The sequence below is a fragment of the Microbacterium sp. TS-1 genome, from assembly GCF_000509385.1.
Lineage (GTDB): Bacteria > Actinomycetota > Actinomycetes > Actinomycetales > Microbacteriaceae > Microbacterium > Microbacterium arborescens.
In genome coordinates this window covers 504,249-521,701 of record NZ_BASQ01000001.1, presented here as the reverse complement: position 1 = coordinate 521,701, position 17,453 = coordinate 504,249, and the positions used below count along the sequence as shown (strand labels likewise).

16 protein-coding genes are annotated in these 17,453 nt (G+C 69.5%); 13 read left to right on the top strand and 3 right to left on the bottom strand.

What is annotated here, in order from left to right:
* Window positions 1-23: 23 nt before the first annotated feature.
* Entirely contained in the window at window positions 24-1,577 is a 1,554-nt protein-coding gene (locus MTS1_RS02415; RefSeq protein WP_023951088.1) for an HNH endonuclease signature motif containing protein, read from the bottom strand.
* A gap of 125 nt (window positions 1,578-1,702) precedes the next feature.
* Between MTS1_RS02415 and MTS1_RS02410 the strand changes: the two genes are divergently transcribed.
* Window positions 1,703-2,887 (top strand): acetyl-CoA C-acyltransferase, encoded by a 1,185-nt coding sequence (locus MTS1_RS02410; RefSeq protein ID WP_023951086.1) that lies wholly within the window; start codon window positions 1,703-1,705, stop codon window positions 2,885-2,887.
* A 31-nt stretch (window positions 2,888-2,918) separates the two neighbouring features.
* Here MTS1_RS02410 and MTS1_RS02405 read toward each other — a convergent pair whose 3' ends face one another.
* Window positions 2,919-3,176, bottom strand: coding sequence for a hypothetical protein (locus MTS1_RS02405; protein WP_023951084.1), 258 nt, complete (start codon window positions 3,174-3,176; stop codon window positions 2,919-2,921).
* An 81-nt stretch (window positions 3,177-3,257) separates the two neighbouring features.
* On the opposite strand from MTS1_RS02405, the gene MTS1_RS02400 reads away from it, so the two are divergent.
* The 10 genes from MTS1_RS02400 (at window position 3,258) to serA (ending at window position 14,144) form a co-directional block, all read left to right on the top strand.
* Window positions 3,258-4,739 carry a trehalose-6-phosphate synthase gene (locus MTS1_RS02400; protein WP_023951082.1) on the top strand — a complete coding sequence of 494 codons (1,482 nt, stop codon included), beginning with the start codon at window positions 3,258-3,260 and terminating at the stop codon, window positions 4,737-4,739.
* Entirely contained in the window at window positions 4,736-5,527 is a 792-nt protein-coding gene (otsB, locus tag MTS1_RS02395) for a trehalose-phosphatase (RefSeq protein ID WP_023951080.1), read from the top strand. The genes MTS1_RS02400 and otsB overlap by 4 nt, the downstream gene beginning before the upstream one ends.
* A gap of 29 nt (window positions 5,528-5,556) precedes the next feature.
* Complete coding sequence (gene ilvD, locus MTS1_RS02390) at window positions 5,557-7,263, top strand: dihydroxy-acid dehydratase (RefSeq protein WP_023951078.1); 1,707 nt, start codon at window positions 5,557-5,559, stop codon at window positions 7,261-7,263.
* 46 nt (window positions 7,264-7,309) lie between these two features.
* Window positions 7,310-9,112, top strand: a complete 1,803-nt coding sequence (locus MTS1_RS02385) for an acetolactate synthase large subunit (protein WP_023951076.1) — start codon at window positions 7,310-7,312, stop codon at window positions 9,110-9,112.
* Window position 9,113: 1 nt separating this feature from the next.
* Entirely contained in the window at window positions 9,114-9,623 is a 510-nt protein-coding gene (gene ilvN / locus MTS1_RS02380) for an acetolactate synthase small subunit (RefSeq protein ID WP_023951074.1), read from the top strand.
* 36 nt (window positions 9,624-9,659) lie between these two features.
* Window positions 9,660-10,685 (top strand): ketol-acid reductoisomerase, encoded by a 1,026-nt coding sequence (gene ilvC, locus MTS1_RS02375; RefSeq protein ID WP_023951072.1) that lies wholly within the window; start codon window positions 9,660-9,662, stop codon window positions 10,683-10,685.
* A gap of 140 nt (window positions 10,686-10,825) precedes the next feature.
* On the top strand, window positions 10,826-11,548 hold the full coding sequence (locus MTS1_RS02370) for a hypothetical protein (RefSeq protein WP_023951070.1): 723 nt from the start codon (window positions 10,826-10,828) through the stop codon (window positions 11,546-11,548).
* A 58-nt stretch (window positions 11,549-11,606) separates the two neighbouring features.
* The gene (locus tag MTS1_RS02365; protein ID WP_023951068.1) at window positions 11,607-12,080 is read left to right on the top strand and encodes a hypothetical protein; all 474 of its coding nucleotides are present in this window, start codon (window positions 11,607-11,609) and stop codon (window positions 12,078-12,080) included.
* Between the two features lie 5 nt (window positions 12,081-12,085).
* Window positions 12,086-12,409, top strand: coding sequence for a hypothetical protein (locus MTS1_RS02360; protein ID WP_023951066.1), 324 nt, complete (start codon window positions 12,086-12,088; stop codon window positions 12,407-12,409).
* Between the two features lie 130 nt (window positions 12,410-12,539).
* Window positions 12,540-14,144, top strand: coding sequence for a phosphoglycerate dehydrogenase (gene serA / locus MTS1_RS02355; protein ID WP_023951064.1), 1,605 nt, complete (start codon window positions 12,540-12,542; stop codon window positions 14,142-14,144).
* 42 nt (window positions 14,145-14,186) lie between these two features.
* Here the strand turns inward: serA and MTS1_RS02350 are convergent, their stop codons facing one another.
* Window positions 14,187-14,732 carry a TetR/AcrR family transcriptional regulator gene (locus MTS1_RS02350; protein ID WP_023951062.1) on the bottom strand — a complete coding sequence of 182 codons (546 nt, stop codon included), beginning with the start codon at window positions 14,730-14,732 and terminating at the stop codon, window positions 14,187-14,189.
* Between the two features lie 63 nt (window positions 14,733-14,795).
* Here MTS1_RS02350 and MTS1_RS02345 point away from each other — a divergent pair, with 63 nt between their 5' ends.
* Window positions 14,796-16,343: an MFS transporter gene (locus MTS1_RS02345; protein WP_023951060.1), complete on the top strand. Its 1,548-nt coding sequence runs from the start codon at window positions 14,796-14,798 to the stop codon at window positions 16,341-16,343.
* A 38-nt stretch (window positions 16,344-16,381) separates the two neighbouring features.
* The gene (locus MTS1_RS02340) at window positions 16,382-17,434 is read left to right on the top strand and encodes a 3-isopropylmalate dehydrogenase (RefSeq protein ID WP_023951059.1); all 1,053 of its coding nucleotides are present in this window, start codon (window positions 16,382-16,384) and stop codon (window positions 17,432-17,434) included.
* The last annotated feature ends 19 nt before the right edge of the window (window positions 17,435-17,453 follow it).

The window sequence follows — 17,453 nt, the reverse complement described above, 5'->3', positions numbered from 1 at the left end:
CCTTCAGGATGCGATCGAGCGCCTCAGAACGGCGGGGCGCCGCTGACGGCCCGCACGGCAGTGACGGCCCGCACGGCAGTGCCCAACTCGGTCGGCGTCGCGTTCACGAAGGAATGCGGTCTGTCACCGCCGGGTGGCGCAGCGATCGCGAATGCCACCAGTGGTGGTGGTGCGTCTTCCCGGTAGACCCGTCCGGTGGGTGAGGTCCAGACGAGCCTTCCGCCGGGGAGTTGTCGGACTCGCCAGCGGGTGTGGTGTTTGACGTCGTGGTGTCGTTTGCAGAGGTTGGCGAGGTTGCACACGTGCGTTGGGCCGCCGGCTGAGGCGGCGACGGTGTGGTCGAGCTCGCATCGGATCGCGGGTTGCCGGCATCCGGGGAACCGGCAGTGCCGGTCACGTGCCCGCAGCAGCCGGACCATCGCGCTCGTGGGCCGGTAGGTGTCGCATTCGAGGACGGTTCCGGTGACGGGGTGGGTGAGGAGCCGGTCCCACGAGGTGGCGTTGCCCGCCAGCTCCCGTGCGGTTGCGGCGTCGATGGGGGAGCGGCCAGCGAGATCCGCGGGCCCGTCGTCTTGCCCCATGAGGGTGAGCGCGGAGACCGCGACCTGCACGTGTGCCCGGATGGCTCCGAGGGTTCCGTCGCCGTCGCCGGTCGCGGTGGGGTCGAGGGCGGGTGTGCCGGCGAGGAGGAGGTCGCTGAGCACGTCGGCGCGGACCTGATCGATGCTTCGCGCATCGTCGACGAACGACGACCCGTCGCAAATCGTCGCATCGGCATCGCGGCCGCCACCGTTGGCGTCGGCTCGCGCGCCACGCGCGTCGGCTCGAGCGCCAGCGCCACCGGACGCCGCGTCGGCTCGAGCGCCAGCGCCAGCGCCAGCGCCAGTGCCACCGGACGCCGCATCGGCCTGATGCCGCACGTTGATGATCTCCCGGGCCTGTCGCGTCAGCCGGTCGACAATCCCATCCGCGATCACCGTCGGCAGGGTCGCGATGAGATCCGACATCCCATCCGCGCCTGCCTGCACCCGGACGCACCGCCCCGCCGCGGCCTCCTCGTGCCGCTCCGTGAAACTCCGCGGGTGCATCCGCTCAGCCAGCATCCGCAACGCGTCCCGCACTCGGTTCGGGGTCTCGCCCTCGCACCGCTCGACCGCGACCCGTTCGAACTCCGCCCGCTCCTCCGAAGGCACCAGGCACCCGACCTCTTGAATGACCCGCACGTGCCCGCGGACGATTCGTCCGGCCTCCCACGCCGCCATCGTCACCGGGTAGTTCTCCACCAGGTCCCGCGCCTCGTCGATGCGCCGCTGCAGCGTCCGGTCGGTCGCCACGAACACCCCGGCGAGCTCGGCGGCGATCCCGCGAAGCGCCATCTCTCGCGCCTTGACATTCTCCGACGCCCCAGCGGCCTGCTTCTCGGCCAGCGCACCAGCCGCCGCGAGCACCCGAACCTCCCGAATCTGCACCGCCCGCGCGGCATCCGAAACGCCCTCGGCATCCGCGACGAGCGCAGCCAGCGCGGCGACGTCGCCGTCGCTGCCCATCCCGCCACCGAGCCCGTCGTTCGAATGCATGTTCGAATCATGTCACGCACCTCCGACATCGCCCCGGAGCGATCCACAGCGGGCACGCGCTCGCGGTCACCCCGAGCGCGTGCGGCGTCGCCCGTTGATGTCGGGTCCGCTCTTAGGCTGGGAGCATGACCCCGCCCGAGATCGTCATCGTCGCAGCCTCTCGCACCCCGCAGGGGCGCTTACAGGGGAGTCTTTCGTCTCTTCCCGCGCCCGAGCTCGGTGGGGCGGCCATCGCCGCGGCGCTCGCGGCCTCGGGCGTTCCCGCGGATGCCGTCGACGCGGTCATCATGGGGCAGGTGCTCCCCGCCGGAAACGGGCAGAACCCGGCTCGTCAGGCGGCGCTGTCGGGCGGGATCGGGTGGGCTGTCCCGGCCTCCAGCGTCAACAAGGTCTGCTTGTCCGGCCTCACCGCGATCATCGACGCGTCGCGCATGATCGCGCTGGGTGACGCCGAGGTGGTCGTCGCGGGCGGCATGGAGTCGATGAGCCGAGCGCCACACCTCCTTCCCGGCTCTCGCTCGGGATGGTCGTACGGATCGATCGAGGTGCTCGACCACGCCGCGTTCGACGGTCTGACCGATGCGTACGATCGCGAGAGCATGGGCGCCTCGACCGAGCGTCTGAACCCGCGCTTCGACGTCACCCGCCAGGAGCAGGATGCCGTGGCCGCGCGCTCGCACCAGCGTGCCGCGGCCGCCCGCGACGCGGGCCGCTTCGCGGCTGAGATCGCGCCGGTGACCGTTCCGCAGCGACGAGGCGAGCCTGTCGTCGTCGACACCGACGAGGGTATCCGCGCCGACACGACCGTCGACACTCTCGCCGGCCTGCGCCCCGCCTTCGCGAAGGACGGCTCGATCACGGCGGGCAACGCCTCGCAGATCTCCGACGGCGCAGCCGCGGTGCTCCTCACCACCCGCGAGCGCGCGGAGCGCGAGGGATGGCCGGTTCTGGCCGTGCTCGGCGCCAGCGGTCAGGTGGCTGGACCCGACAACTCACTCCACGAGCAGCCGGCCGCCGCGATCGAGCGCGCACTGGTGAAGCAGGGAATGACGGCATCCGACCTCGACCTCATCGAGATCAACGAGGCGTTCGGTGCCGTCGTGGCAGCCTCGGAGCGCCGCCTGGGCGTCTCGCCCGACATCGTCAACATCGACGGCGGGGGAATCGCTCTCGGCCACCCCATCGGCGCATCCGGGGCGCGGCTCGTCGTGCATCTAGCCCATGAGCTCGCGCGCCGCGGCTCGGGCACGGCCGCAGCAGGCCTGTGCGGGGGCGGCGGTCAGGGCGAGGCCCTCATTCTGACCCGCTGACCCGCTGACCCGGTACGGCGACGGGTCGCGGTCAGCGGCGGTTGCGCTTGACCCGCTCGGCGAAGAGCTTGTCGCGGTCGACGTTGGAGTCGTCCGCGACGAGACGTCCGCGCGCCCCGCGGTAGCTGTCGACCACGGCGCCGATCGCGAGCGCCATCGTGATGCCCCAGCTGAGCCAGGCGAGGGCGGTGCGCCACGTGAACGGCTCGTCGCTGCGGGCCGAGCGGAGCAGCGTGACGCCGCCGGTGATCGCGGAGAAGAGGCCGGTGCCGAAGAGGTACTTGCGCATACCACAAACGTAGCTGGCCCTGAGGGTCGCCGGGCGCGCGGGTACGCTGGGATCACCGCCGATCGCAGCCTGGAGGCATGCATGAGCACCGCTGATTTCGTCGTCGTCGCCAACCGGCTTCCGGTTGACCGGAACACGGATGGTGGTGGGGACGGGGAATGGCGCCGTTCGCCCGGAGGGCTCGTCACGGCCCTCGAGCCCGTCATGCGCCGCACCGAGGGGGCCTGGGTCGGCTGGCCGGGCAAGCCCGACCTCGAGTTCGAACCGTTCGACTTCGACGGTATGCACCTCGTGCCCGTCGCTCTCAGCGCCGCTGACGTCGAGGACTACTACGAGGGCTTCTCCAACGACACGATCTGGCCGCTGTATCACGACGTCATCGCCGCGCCACGGTACCGACGCAACTGGTGGGAGGCCTACCAGCGTGTGAACCGTCGCTTCGCCGAAGCCGCGGCGGCTGTCGCGGCGGACGGCGGCACCGTGTGGGTGCAGGACTACCAGCTTCAGCTGGTTCCGAAGATGCTCCGCGACATGCGGCCCGATCTGACGATCGGCTACTTTCACCACATCCCGTTCCCGGCGTACGGACTGTACTCGCAGCTTCCGTGGCGCAAGCAGGTTCTGGAGGGGCTGCTCGGCGCCGACGTGATCGGTTTCCAGCGGATCGCCGATGCCGGCAACTTCGCCCGCGCCGTGCGGCGCCAGCTGCGGTACGAGACGAAGGCGAGCGGCATCCGCGTCCCGGCGGAGGGCGGCGGACACCGTACGGCTCTCGCGAAGGCCTTTCCGATCTCGATCTCGACCGACGATTACATCGAGCTCGCGCAGCGCCCCGACATCCAGGCGCGAGCCGCGGAGATCCGCGAAGACCTCGGCAACCCGAAGACGGTGCTGCTCGGGGTCGACCGGCTCGACTACACCAAGGGCATCCGGCACCGGCTGAAGGCGTTCGGCGAGCTGATCGAAGACGGGCGCGTCTCGGTCGAGGATGCGACGCTCGTGCAGGTCGCGAGCCCGAGCCGCGAGCGCGTCGAGTCGTATGTGCAGCTGCGGGACGAGATCGAGCTGACGGTCGCGCGTATCAACGGCGATCACGACACATGGGGTCACAGCGCGATCCGCTACATGCACCAGGCCTTCCCGCGCGAAGAGATGGTCGCTCTCTACCTCGCTGCCGACATCATGCTCGTCACCGCGCTCCGCGACGGCATGAACCTGGTCGCGAAAGAGTATGTCGCGAGTCGCATCGACAACCGGGGCGTGCTCGTGCTGAGCGAGTTCGCCGGGGCCGCCGATGAGCTCGCGAGCGCCGTTCGTATCAACCCGCACGACATCGACGGGATGAAGGATGCCATTGTGCGGGCGATCGAGATGCCCGCGGCCGAGCAGGGAAGGCGCATGCGCGCTCTGCGCAAACGCGTGCGCGAACACGACGTCGAGGACTGGTCGCGAGCATTCCTCGATGCGCTCGCGTCAGCGGCTCGCTCCAACAGCCCGGCCCATTCCGCTGCCGGCGCACGCGCGATCTCGACCGCGGCCACCGAGGCGGAGCACCGCGCATGAGCGCTGTGGCGTACACGACGCCCGACGGCATCGCAGAAGCCGTCGAACGCGCCGCGAGCGCGCGGCATCTCCTCGTCGCCCTCGATTTCGACGGCACTCTCGCCCCGCTGGTCGACGAGCCCATGTCGGCCCGGATGCTGCCCGCGGCACGCGAAGCGCTCACGCGGCTCGCGCAGGCACCCGAGACGACCGTCGCTCTCGTATCGGGCCGAACGCTCGAGCATCTGGCGGAGATCTCCGAGCGCGAACCCGATTCGCGGATCCATCTCGCCGGTTCGCACGGTGCCGAGTTCTGGCATCCGGGTGCCCGGGCCGATTCCGAATCCGATGACGACGCCGCCCTCCGCGACGACCTGACGGCGCGGGCGGAGCAGATGGTCGAGGGCATCGCGGGCGCGTGGATCGAGCACAAGCGATTCGGATTCGGCCTGCACACGCGCCTCGCCGATCGGACGAGCGCGGCCGACGCCGCGGCGCGTATCGACGAACTCGTCCGCGCGGAAGCCCCGACGTGGCGACGCCGTACCGGCCAGGACATCCTCGAGTTCGCATCGCGGCACGAGGGCAAGGACTCGGCAGTGCGCAGCCTCCGCGAGCGGGTCGGTGCCGACGTCGTCGTGTTCGCGGGCGACGATGTGACCGATGAGGACGCGCTGCGATCGCTCGGCGCCGGTGACGTCGGCATCCGGGTCGGCGGGGGAGAGAGCGTCGCCGCGTTTCGGGTGCCGGATGCCGCCGCGCTCGCGGAGGTGCTCGGCCGGCTCGCCGAGGCGCGCGCCGGAGAATGAGCCTCGGCCCGCGGGCATAGAATTCGAGAATGCCCGACAGCTCCGAGACCATCGACATCAAGCCCCGCAGTCGTGCCGTCACCGACGGCATCGAAGCCACGACCTCCCGAGGCATGCTGCGTGCCGTCGGTATGGGCGATGAGGACTGGGACAAGCCCCAGATCGGCATCGCCTCGAGCTGGAACGAGATCACGCCCTGCAACCTGAGCCTCGACCGCCTCGCGCAGGGCGCCAAGGAGGGCGTGCACTCCGGCGGCGGCTACCCGTTGCAGTTCGGCACCATCTCCGTCTCGGACGGCATCTCGATGGGCCACGAGGGCATGCACTTCTCACTCGTCTCGCGCGAGGTCATCGCCGACTCCGTCGAGGCCGTCATCATGGCCGAACGGCTCGACGGCACCGTCCTTCTCGCCGGCTGCGACAAGTCGATCCCGGGCATGATGATGGCCAGCGCCCGCCTCGGCCTCTCGAGCGTCTTCCTGTACGCCGGATCGACGATGCCCGGATGGGTCAAGCTCAGCGACGGCACGGAGAAGGACGTCACGATCATCGACTCGTTCGAGGGCGTCGGTGCCTGTCGCGCCGGCAAGATGAGCGAGGCCGACCTCAAGCGCATCGAATGCGCCATCGTTCCCGGCGAGGGCGCGTGCGGCGGAATGTACACCGCCAACACGATGGCCTCCGTCGGCGAGGCCCTGGGCCTGAGCCTGCCGGGCTCCGCCGCGCCGCCGTCGGCCGACCGTCGCCGCGACTACTACGCCCACCGCTCGGGCGAGGCCGTCGTCAACCTGCTGCGCCAGGGCATCACGACGAAGGACATCCTGACGAAGGAGGCCTTCGAGAACGCGATCGCGCTTGTCATGGCCCTCGGCGGCTCGACGAACGCCGTCCTCCACCTCCTCGCGATCGCCCGCGAGGCGGAGGTCGACCTCAGCCTGCACGACTTCAACCGCATCGGGGACAAGACGCCCCACGTCGCGGACATGAAGCCCTTCGGCCAGTACGTCATGAACGACGTCGACCGTCACGGCGGCATCCCGGTCGTCATGAAGGCGATGCTCGACGAGGGCCTGCTGCACGGCGACGCTCTGACGGTGACCGGCAAGACGCTCGCCGAGAACCTGCGCGAGCTCGACCCGGAGCCCATCGACGGCAAGGTCATCCACACGTTCGACAACCCGATCCACGCCAGCGGCGGGATCACGATCCTGCACGGTTCGCTCGCCCCCGAGGGCGCCGTCGTCAAGACCGCCGGATTCGACGCGGCCGTGTTCGAGGGACCTGCGCGCGTCTTCGAGCGCGAGCGGGCTGCGATGGATGCCGTCGCGAACGGCGAGATCGAGCCGGGCTCGGTCATCGTCATCCGCTACGAGGGCCCGAAGGGCGGACCCGGCATGCGCGAGATGCTCGCCATCACGGCCGCCATCAAGGGCGCCGGCCTCGGCAAAGATGTACTACTCTTGACGGACGGACGATTCTCAGGCGGCACAACCGGCCTGTGCATCGGCCACATAGCACCCGAAGCGGTGGACGCAGGTCCCATCGCATTCGTGCGCGATGGTGATCTGATACGGGTCGATATCGCGGCTCGCTCCCTCGACCTACTCGTCGACGAGGCTGAGCTGAACGCTCGCCGTGACGGCTGGGCTCCTCTTCCCCCGCGCTATACCCGTGGCGTTCTTGCCAAGTACTCCAAGCTCGTGCGCTCCGCCGCGGAGGGCGCGACCACCGGCTGACTTCGGCTCCGACATCGTCTCCTCTTCTCCAGCGAGGTTCATCACCATGTCCACCGACATCTCCGCGGCCATTCCCCGGCCGCCGTCCCGCACGCCCTCGGCTCCCGTGATCACGGGCGCAGAGGCCGTCGTCCGCTCGCTCGACAACCTCGGCGTCACCGAGGTCTTCGGGCTCCCGGGCGGCGCGATCATGCCCGTCTACGACCCGCTCATGGACGATGAGGCGGTCCGCCACATCCTCGTCCGGCACGAGCAGGGCGCCGGTCACGCCGCCGAGGGCTACGCCGCGGCATCCGGCCGGGTCGGGGTGGCGATCGCCACCTCGGGTCCCGGAGCGACGAACCTCGTGACGGCGATCGCCGACGCCTACATGGACTCCGTCCCGCTCGTGTGCATCACGGGCCAGGTGTTCTCGACCCTGATGGGAACGGACGCCTTCCAGGAGGCCGACATCGTCGGCATCACGATGCCGATCACGAAGCACTCGTTCCTCGTGAAGACCGCCGAGGAGATTCCCGGCGCCATCGCCGCAGCCTTCGAGATCGCCGGCACCGGGCGTCCCGGCCCCGTGCTCGTCGACATCACGAAGGACGCTCAGCAGAACACGGCGCCGTTCGTGTGGCCGCCGAAGGTCGACCTGCCGGGCTACCGCCCGGTGACCAAGGCGCACGGCAAGCAGATCCAGGCCGCCGCGCAGCTGCTGGCCGAGTCGCAGAAGCCCGTGCTCTACGTCGGCGGCGGCGTCATCCGGGGGCGTGCCTCGGACGAGCTGCTCACTCTCGCCGAGGCGACGGGTGCGCCGGTCGTGACGACCCTCATGGCTCGTGGCGCGTTCCCCGACTCGCACCCCCAGCACCTCGGCATGCCCGGCATGCACGGCACGGTTCCCGCTGTGCTCGCGCTGCAGGAGTCCGACCTGATCGTCGCGCTGGGCGCGCGGTTCGACGACCGTGTCACCGGCAAGGCGTCGCTGTTCGCCCCGCACGCGAAAGTCGTGCACGTCGACATCGACCCCGCAGAGATCTCGAAGATCCGCTTCGCGGATGTGCCCATCGTGGGTGATGTGCGCGACGTGCTCGTCGACCTCGAGTCGGCGTTCCGTGGCGTAATCGGCGACGGAAAGCCCGACACGACCGAGTGGTGGGCGTACCTCGACGGGCTGCGCGAGGAATTCCCCCTCGGCTACGCCCCGACCACCGACGGTCTGCTGTCGCCGCAGCACGTGATCCAACGCATCGGCGAGCTCACCGGTCCCGAGGGCTTGTACGCCTCCGGCGTCGGTCAGCACCAGATGTGGGCTGCGCAGTTCATCAAGTACGAGCGCCCCAATTCGTGGCTCAACTCCGGGGGCGCCGGCACCATGGGGTACGCGGTCCCCGCGGCCATGGGCGCGAAGGTCGCCGAGCCCGACCGTGTGGTCTGGGCGATCGACGGCGACGGCTGCTTCCAGATGACCAATCAGGAGCTCGCGACCTGCGTCATCAACCAGATCCCGATCAAGGTCGCGATCATCAACAACTCGTCGCTCGGCATGGTCCGGCAGTGGCAGACGCTGTTCTTCGACGGCCGTCACTCGAACACCGATCTGAACACCGGGCACGGCACGGCGCGCATCCCCGACTTCGTCAAGCTCGGCGAGGCGTACGGCTGCCTCGCCATCCGGGTCGAGACGGAGGACCAGATCGACGACGCCATCAAGCTCGCACTCGAGACGAACGATCGCCCCGTCGTGATCGATTTCGTCGTGAGCGCGGACGCGATGGTGTGGCCGATGGTCCCGCAGGGTGTCAGCAACAGCTACATCCAGTACGCCCGCGAGCACGCGCCCGCATTCGACGAGGAGGCCTGAGATGTCGCGCCACGTGCTGAGCCTCCTGGTGGAGGACAAGCCGGGTCTGCTGACCCGAGTCGCCGGGCTGTTCGCCCGACGCGGCTTCAACATCGAATCGCTCGCGGTCGGCGTCACCGAGGTGCCGGGTCTCTCGCGCATCACGGTCGTCGTCGACGTCGAGGAGCTGCCGCTCGAGCAGGTGACCAAGCAGCTCAACAAGCTCGTGAACGTCATCAAGATCGTCGAGCTCGACTTCTCGTCGTCGGTGCAGCGCGAGCATATCCTCATCAAGGTGCGGGCCGACAACCAGACCCGCTCCAACGTCATCGAGGTCGCGAACCTGTTCCGGGCGTCGATCGTCGACTACGCACCCGATGCCCTGGTCGTCGAAGTGACCGGAGATCGCGGCAAGATCGACGCGATCCTCCGCGCCTTCGAGCCCTTCGGCATCAAGGAGCTCGCCCAGTCGGGTCTGCTCGCCATCGGGCGCGGCGGCAAGAGCATCACCGAGCGCGTTCTGCGCGGCTGACCTTCCGAACCACGAATCAAGGAGAAACACACGAACATGGCCGAGATCTTCTACGACGACCACGCCGACCTGTCCATCATCCAGGGCAAGAAGGTCGCGATCGTCGGCTACGGCTCGCAGGGACACGCCCACGCCCAGAACCTCCGAGACTCCGGCGTCGAGGTCGTCATCGCGCTCAAGGACGGCTCGAAGTCGGCCGCGAAGGCGCAGGACGAGGGCTTCGAGGTCAAGAACGTCGCGGATGCCGCGGAGTGGGCCGATCTCATCATGATCCTGGCTCCCGATCAGCACCAGCGCTCGATCTACGCCGACTCCATCAAGGACAAGCTGACGGCGGGCAAGACCCTCGCGTTCGCGCACGGCTTCAACATCCGCTTCGGCTACATCGACGCTCCCGAGGGCGTCGACGTCATCCTCGTCGCTCCGAAGGCGCCGGGCCACACCGTGCGCCGCGAGTTCGTCGCCGGCCGCGGCATCCCCGACATCATCGCCGTCGAGCGCGACGCGTCGGGTTCGGCCTGGGACACCGCGCTGTCGTACGCCAAGGCCATCGGCGGCACGCGCGCCGGCGTCATCAAGACCACCTTCACGGAAGAGACCGAGACCGATCTCTTCGGCGAGCAGGCCGTGCTCTGCGGTGGCATGAGCCACCTCGTGCAGTACGGCTTCGAGACCCTCATCGAGGCCGGCTACCAGCCGCAGATCGCCTACTTCGAGGTGCTCCACGAGCTCAAGCTCATCGTCGACCTCATGTGGGAGGGCGGCATCGCCAAGCAGCGCTGGTCGATCTCCGACACGGCAGAGTACGGCGACTACGTCTCCGGCCCCCGCGTCATCTCGCCCGAGGTCAAGGAGAACATGAAGGCCGTGCTCGCCGACATCCAGTCGGGTGCGTTCGCGCAGCGTTTCATCGCCGACCAGGACAACGGCGCCACCGAGTTCCTCGGCCTCCGCGAGAAGGAGCAGGGTCACCCCATCGAGGCGACCGGCAAGGAGCTGCGTGGCCTCTTCGCCTGGAAGCAGCAGGACAGCGACTACATCGAGGGCAGCGCCGCGCGCTGACCCGTGACGGACGGCTCCGTCCGTTCTGTGACCCTCGGCGGCACCCCGTCGAGCCCGGCCTCGTGCCACGGAAGCCCGGTCCCCATCAGGGGCCGGGCTTTCGGCGTGCTTGCATCGCCCCGACCTTTTACGATGGATGCATGCCCGTCCGTAAGAAGCAGTTCGCTCGCGCGCGCCTGGGGGCGGTGTGCGTCGCAGCTTCTGTGATCGCGGGGGCGATCACCGCTCCGTCCGCCTGGTCGGTCGCGACCGATGAGATCGAGATCGTTCCGCGGTCGGACGCTCCGGTCACACCGACGGAGCCTGAGGACGGAGAGACGAACGAGGATGTCGTGACCCCGGCGCCGGGGGAGAGCGGCACGCCCTCTCCCGAGCCGACGCCGGAGCCCTCCCCGACCGACGCGCAGCCCACGCCGTCGCCCAGCTCCAGCCCGTCGCCGAGTCAGCCGACATCGGAGCCCTCTCCTCCCGCTCCGGTGCCGCCGGCTCCGGCGCCGGTCCCGCCGCGCGTCGAAGGCGAGGCCGGCATCGAACTGCGCGCGCCGACCGCCGTTCGCCTCGGCGCTCTGCTGCGCCTGACGCCGCGGAACGCCGTCCCGGCCTCGCCGACGCCCGAGCCGAGCGATGTCGTCCATGTCGACGGCGGACCCGATGTGGGCGGATCGGCCCAGCTCGGTGCCTCGGTCCCCGCGGAAGATCCCACGGGACGAACCGATGCCGTCCGTGTCGGTTCGCTGCACGACGGTTCGGGCGCCGAGCTCGCGCAACCCGCCGTCTGGGCCCCGTGGGGCGGTGCTCTGGCGGTCGCCGGTGCTGCTGTCGCCGTGCTCGTGCTGCGTGGCGGCCGCCAGATCGGTCGCTGACCTCGTCGGAGCGCGCTCGTTCCTCCCAGTCGCCGGTGGCCGGCGCTACTCTGAGGAGGTGACGAGCCGTGATGACGACGCCCTGAGCTGGGCCGGCGACGACGACCCGACCCTCGTGTCCGCGCCTGCGCCCACGCCCGTGGGAGGGCCCGCGTCCTCGCGGCGCCAGAGCGACGAGCTGGCGGAAGCAGAGACCGAGCAGCCGGGTGAGATCTCGACCGAGGCTGCGCCCGAGGGCCTGAGCAACGCCGCGCTGATCTCGCTGGGGGTTCTCGGTGGCATCTATCTGCTGTATTCGATCGGCTGGTTCGTCGGAGGTATCCGCGTCCACAACCTGAGCGGTCTGCTCGGCATCGATACGGCCGTCTCGGTTCCCGTCCTCGTGCTGGCCGTCGCCGCCCCGGCGATCTGGTTCATCGCGACCTACGTGCTCACGCGTGGGTCGCGCGCCTGGATCCGGTTCGCCTGGCTCGTCGCGGGGGCGCTGCTGCTCGTGCCGTGGCCGTTCGCCACCCTTGGAGCCGGGAGTTGAACGCGATGCGCGACACGCAAGAAGCCCGGCGGACGCCCGCGGTCTGGAAGGTGGCCACCGTCGCCGGTGCCTTCGGTCTCTTCTACGCATACGCGGTCTGGGCCGCGGTCCCGCTGCTGATCACCCCGTCGCCGGCGCGGACCGCAGTCGGGTGGGTCGCTGTGATCGCTGCCGTGGCGCTGCCGATCCTCATCTTCGCGGGAGCATTCGCGCTGGGGTGGCGCCGACGTTCGGGCGCCTTCGCGATGATTCTCCTCGCGGGGCTCGGGCTCGCAGCGGTGTTCTTCCTCAACGTCCTGTCCTTCGCCCTGACCTCGGGCGCTGTCTGAGTCGGCAGAACGTCACACGGTCGTGGGCGCTGTCGGCACCGCGCTAGGCTGAGACGACCCGCCGCACCGCCGTCGGCTGTCGTGGCGACCACCCGTTCCGCGCTTCTGCGCATGCTCCAGAGGATCGTCCGTGCCCCAGCCCGTCGTGCTCATCGCCGAAGAACTCTCGCCCGCAACGATCGATGCCCTCGGTCCTGATTTCGAGATCCGGTCGGTTGACGGCGCCGACCGCGCCGCGCTGCTCCCGGCCCTCGCCGACGCGCATGCCGTCCTGATCCGGTCGGCGACGAAGATGGATGCCGAAGCGATCGCCGCCGCGCCGTCGCTCAAGGTCATCGCGCGTGCCGGCGTCGGACTCGACAACGTCGACATCAAGGCCGCGACGGCCGCCGGCGTCATGGTCGTCAACGCCCCGACCTCCAACATCATCTCGGCGGCCGAGCTGACGGTCGGACACATCCTGAGTCTCGCGCGTCACATCCCCGCAGCTCACGCCTCCCTCGCTGCCGGCGCCTGGAAGCGCTCGTCGTTCACCGGCACGGAGCTGTTCGAGAAGACGGTGGGCATCATCGGTCTGGGCCGCATCGGCGCGCTGATCGCCGCGCGGCTGCAGGCGTTCGGCGTGAGTGTCGTGGCGTACGACCCGTACGTCACGCCCACCCGGGCTCAGCAGCTCGGTGTGACGCTGCTGACCCTCGACGAGCTGCTCGCGCAGAGCGACTTCGTCACGATCCACATGCCGAAGACCCCCGAGACGACCGGCATGATCGGTGCGGAGCAGTTCGCACGCATGAAGAAGTCGGCCTACGTGGTCAACGTCGCTCGCGGCGGCCTCATCGATGAGGAAGCGCTCTACACCGCTCTCACCACCGGCGAGATCGCGGGCGCCGGTCTCGACGTGTTCACGACCGAGCCGCCGAAGGAGGACGGCACCGCCTTCCCCCTCCTGTCGCTGCCCAACGTCGTCGTCACGCCCCACCTCGGCGCCTCGACCGACGAAGCGCAGGAGAAGGCCGGCGTCTCGGTGGCGAAGTCGGTCAAGCTGGCTCTCGAGGGGGATCTCGTGCCGGATGCCGTCAACGTCGCCGGTGGTGTCATCGACCCGTTCGTCCGGCCCGGTATCGCCCTGGTCGAGCAGCTCGGTCAGATCTTCACCGGGCTTGCGCCGAGCGCGCTCACGAGCCTCGACATCGAGGTCCGCGGTGAACTGGCGGACTACGACGTCAGCGTCTACCGGCTCGCGGCGCTGAAGGGGATCTTCACCAACATCGTCAGCGAGAACGTCTCGTACGTGAACGCCCCGCTCTTCGCGGAGCAGCGCGGCATCGAGACGCGCCTCATCGTGGAGTCCGAGAGCCCGCTCTATCGCAACATCACGATCCTGCGCGGAACGCTCTCCGACGGGTCGGTTCTGACCGTCGAGGGCACGCTGGCGGGTACGCGCATGGTGCCCAAGGTCGTCGGGATCAACGGTTACGAGGTGGAGGTGCCGATCGAGCGCCACCACGTCGTGATGCGCTACGCCGACCGTCCCGGGATCGTCGCGATCTACGGACAGAAGCTGGGCGAGGCCGGCATCAACATCGCGGGCCTGCAGGTCGCCCGACCCGACGCGTCCGGCCGCGCTCTCTCGGTGCTGACGGTCGACTCGCCGGTGCCCGACAACCTTCTCGACGAGATGCGCGAGGCGGTCGCCGCCGACCTGTTCCGCCAGATCGAGCTGACCGAGGTCTGACGACGCGAAACGATGCCCGGGGTGCTTCCGCCCCGGGCATCGTCATCGCTGGGCGACGCCGAGGACGAGCCGGATGAGCGCGTCGAAGTCTTCGCCCTGAGGGACGGGGCCGACGACCGCCCCCGCGCCGAGGGCGTTGTTGAAGTAGAGGCCGTCGCCCACGAGTAGGACGAGCTGCAGCGCCGTCTCGTCACGTGTGTGACCGCGCAGTGCTTCCTCCCAGAGCGTCCGTACGTCGCGCAGCGCCGCGCTCGCAGCGGGGTGTCCGCTCTGCGCGAGTCGCGATCCCGCGAGGGGTGCGCGATCGAGCGCGCTGTCCTCCATGACGGAGGTGCGCAGGTAGGCGGCGACGATGCCTTCGGGGTGCCGCGCCATGTCATCGACATCGAGGCGGGCGAGCTCCATCATCCGATCCAGAAGGGCCGTCTCGAGCGCCTCCTTCGAGGCGTAGTGGTAGAGCAACCCGCCCTTGGAGACGCCGGCTGCCGCGGCGACGGCATCCATCGTGGCGCCACGCGCCCCGTCGGATATCAGGAGGTTCTCGTACGCGTCGAGCACGCTCTCGCGCGCACGTGGGGGACGACTCATGTCTTCGATCCTCTCGCGTTTCGGCGTTCGGTCCTGTTACTATACCGGCTGGACGGTGAACTAATGACGTTGACAGAAGAGATCGCAATCGCAGACGGACAGGGCCGGCGCGTCGGCTGGCGGGGGTGGGCCGCACTCGGCGTGCTCATGCTTCCGGTCCTGCTCGTGTCGGTGGACAACACGGTGCTCAGCTTCGCGCTGCCCGAGATCGCTCGCGCGCTGAGCCCGACGAGTGCCCAGCAGCTCTGGATCATCGACGTGTACCCGCTCATCCTCGCGGGTCTCCTCGTGACGATGGGATCGCTCGGAGACCGGTTCGGTCGTCGTCGGATGCTGCTGATCGGTGCGACCGGGTTCGCGACGGTCTCCGCGCTGGCGGCCTTCGCCCCGAGCGCCGAACTCCTGATCGCCGCTCGGGCCGCGATGGGCGTGTTCGGCGCCATGCTGATGCCCTCGACCCTCTCATTGCTGCGCAGCATCTTCACCGACCGGGACCAGCGCCGCCTCGCCATCGCGGTCTGGGCCTCGATGTTCTCGGCGGGCGCCGCGCTCGGTCCGATCGTCGGCGGTGTGCTGCTCGAGCACTTCAGCTGGGGATCGGTGTTCCTCATGGCGGTACCGGTTCTCGTGCCGCTGCTCGTGCTCGCGCCCTTCCTCGTTCCCGAGAGCCGCGATCCACGGCCGGGGCGCATCGATCCCGTCAGCATCGCTCTGTCGATGCTGACGATGGTGCCGATCGTCTACGCCATCAAGGACTTCGCGGTGAAGGGCTGGGGCATCACGCCGCCGGTGCTGTTCGCGCTCGGACTGGTGTTCGGCTGGCTCTTCGTGCGGCGCCAGCTCCGCGTGAACGAGCCGATGCTCGACATGCGGCTGTTCTCGCGCGGCACCTTCAGCGGCGCGCTCCTGGTCAACCTGCTCAGCGTCGTCGCTCTCGTGGGCTTCCTGTACTTCGTCACGCAGCACCTGCAGCTCATCGTCGGCCTGTCGCCGCTGCAGGCGGGGCTCGCGCTCGTGCCCGGTCTGGCCATGATGATCGTCGCGGGCCTGGGCGTCGTGCCGATCTCGCGTCGGGTGTCGCCTCGCATCGTCGTCCCCGCGGCACTGACGCTCTCGGCCGCCGGTTACGTCATGATCGCTCTGCTCACCGAGCCCGACAGCATGATCGAGCTCGTGCTGGCCTTCGCGCTGCTGGGCATGGGCATCGGAGCTGCGGAGACGGTCTCGAACGAGCTCGTGCTCGCGAGCGCTCCTCCCGCCAAGGCCGGTGCGGCGAGCGCGGTCTCGGAGACCGCCTACGAAGTGGGCGCAGTCCTCGGAACGGCCGTGCTCGGGGGCATCCTGACGGCGATGTACCGGCTCGGCATGGCCGTGCCCGAGGGTGTGCCCGCCGAGGCGGCCGACGCGGCGCGGGAGACGCTCGCGGGCGCCGTCAACGTCGCACAGGATCTGCCCGATTCCGTCGGCCGTCAGCTGCTGGATGCCGCGGCGCACGCCTTCGATTCCGGTGTCGGCGTGACGGCGACGATCGGCGCCGTGCTGGTCGTCTGCGCGGGGATCATCGCGGCCACTACGCTGAAGGGAGCCCACTCGCGGCCCGCCGAGCACTGAGCGATCGGCGTGCCGCGCCGCCGAGAACGAGGAGAGCGATGTCGCGCGTCGTGAAACTTGCCGTGATTCCGGGCGACGGAATCGGCCCCGAGGTCGTCGCCGAGGCCGAGAAGGTGCTCGACGCGGCGGTAGCGGGAACCGATGTCGTCATCGACAAGACGCGCTTCTCGCTCGGCGCGGCCCGGTACCTCGAGACCGGCGACACCCTCACCGACGAAGACCTGCGGGCGATCGCGGACCATGACGCGATCCTCCTCGGCGCCGTCGGGGGAGTACCGGGCGATCCGCGGCTGCGTGACGCCAACATCGAGCGCGGGCTCCTGCTGAAGCTTCGCTTCGAGCTCGACCACTACGTCAACCTCCGGCCGTCGAAGCTGTACCCGAGCGTGCCCGGCCCCCTCGCCGAGCCCGGCGAGATCGACTTCGTCGTGGTGCGCGAGGGCACGGAGGGGCCGTACGTCGGCAACGGCGGCAGCATCCGCCGCGGCACCCCGCACGAGGTCGCGAATGAGACCTCGGTCAACACCGCCTTCGGTGTGGAGCGTGTCGTGCGCTATGCGTTCGATCTGGCCGAGCGCCGGCGACAGAAGCTGACGCTCGTGCACAAGACGAACGTTCTCGTGCACGCGGGCGGGATCTGGAAGCGCATCGTGGACGAGGTGGCCGCCGAGCACCCCGACGTCGCCGTAGACTATCTCCACGTCGACGCGGCGACGATCTTCCTGGTCACGAACCCGGGCCGCTTCGATGTGATCGTCACCGACAACCTCTTCGGCGACATCCTGACCGACTTGGCCGGCGCCGTCACCGGAGGCATCGGCCTCGCCGCTTCGGGGAACATCAACCCCGACGGCGCGTTCCCCTCGATGTTCGAGCCCGTCCACGGATCGGCGCCCGACATCGCGGGCCAGCAGAAGGCCGACCCCACGGCCGCGATCCTCTCCGTCTCGCTGCTGCTCGATCATCTCGGGCTCACGGAAGCCGCCCGACGCGTCACCCACGCCGTCGAGGCCGACATCGCCGACCGCAGCTCGGAGCCACGCACCACGACGCAGATCGGCGACGCGATCGCGGCTCGCCTCCAGGCGTAGCCTGGAATCCGCCCGCCGC

What these genes read in the sequence shown, in the direction of transcription:
- MTS1_RS02340 (WP_023951059.1), top strand. Translation starts at nt 16,382, where the DNA reads ATGTCGCGCGTCGTGAAACTTGCCGTGATTCCGGGCGACGGAATCGGC.
- MTS1_RS02360 (WP_023951066.1), top strand. Translation starts at nt 12,086, where the DNA reads ATGCGCGACACGCAAGAAGCCCGGCGGACGCCCGCGGTCTGGAAGGTG.
- MTS1_RS02385 (WP_023951076.1), top strand. Translation starts at nt 7,310, where the DNA reads ATGTCCACCGACATCTCCGCGGCCATTCCCCGGCCGCCGTCCCGCACG.
- ilvC (WP_023951072.1), top strand. Translation starts at nt 9,660, where the DNA reads ATGGCCGAGATCTTCTACGACGACCACGCCGACCTGTCCATCATCCAG.
- MTS1_RS02400 (WP_023951082.1), top strand. Translation starts at nt 3,258, where the DNA reads ATGAGCACCGCTGATTTCGTCGTCGTCGCCAACCGGCTTCCGGTTGAC.
- MTS1_RS02350 (WP_023951062.1), bottom strand. Translation starts at nt 14,732, where the DNA reads ATGAGTCGTCCCCCACGTGCGCGCGAGAGCGTGCTCGACGCGTACGAG.
- MTS1_RS02410 (WP_023951086.1), top strand. Translation starts at nt 1,703, where the DNA reads ATGACCCCGCCCGAGATCGTCATCGTCGCAGCCTCTCGCACCCCGCAG.
- MTS1_RS02405 (WP_023951084.1), bottom strand. Translation starts at nt 3,176, where the DNA reads ATGCGCAAGTACCTCTTCGGCACCGGCCTCTTCTCCGCGATCACCGGC.
- MTS1_RS02345 (WP_023951060.1), top strand. Translation starts at nt 14,796, where the DNA reads ATGACGTTGACAGAAGAGATCGCAATCGCAGACGGACAGGGCCGGCGC.
- MTS1_RS02370 (WP_023951070.1), top strand. Translation starts at nt 10,826, where the DNA reads ATGCCCGTCCGTAAGAAGCAGTTCGCTCGCGCGCGCCTGGGGGCGGTG.
- ilvN (WP_023951074.1), top strand. Translation starts at nt 9,114, where the DNA reads ATGTCGCGCCACGTGCTGAGCCTCCTGGTGGAGGACAAGCCGGGTCTG.
- MTS1_RS02415 (WP_023951088.1), bottom strand. Translation starts at nt 1,577, where the DNA reads ATGCATTCGAACGACGGGCTCGGTGGCGGGATGGGCAGCGACGGCGAC.
- ilvD (WP_023951078.1), top strand. Translation starts at nt 5,557, where the DNA reads ATGCCCGACAGCTCCGAGACCATCGACATCAAGCCCCGCAGTCGTGCC.
- otsB (WP_023951080.1), top strand. Translation starts at nt 4,736, where the DNA reads ATGAGCGCTGTGGCGTACACGACGCCCGACGGCATCGCAGAAGCCGTC.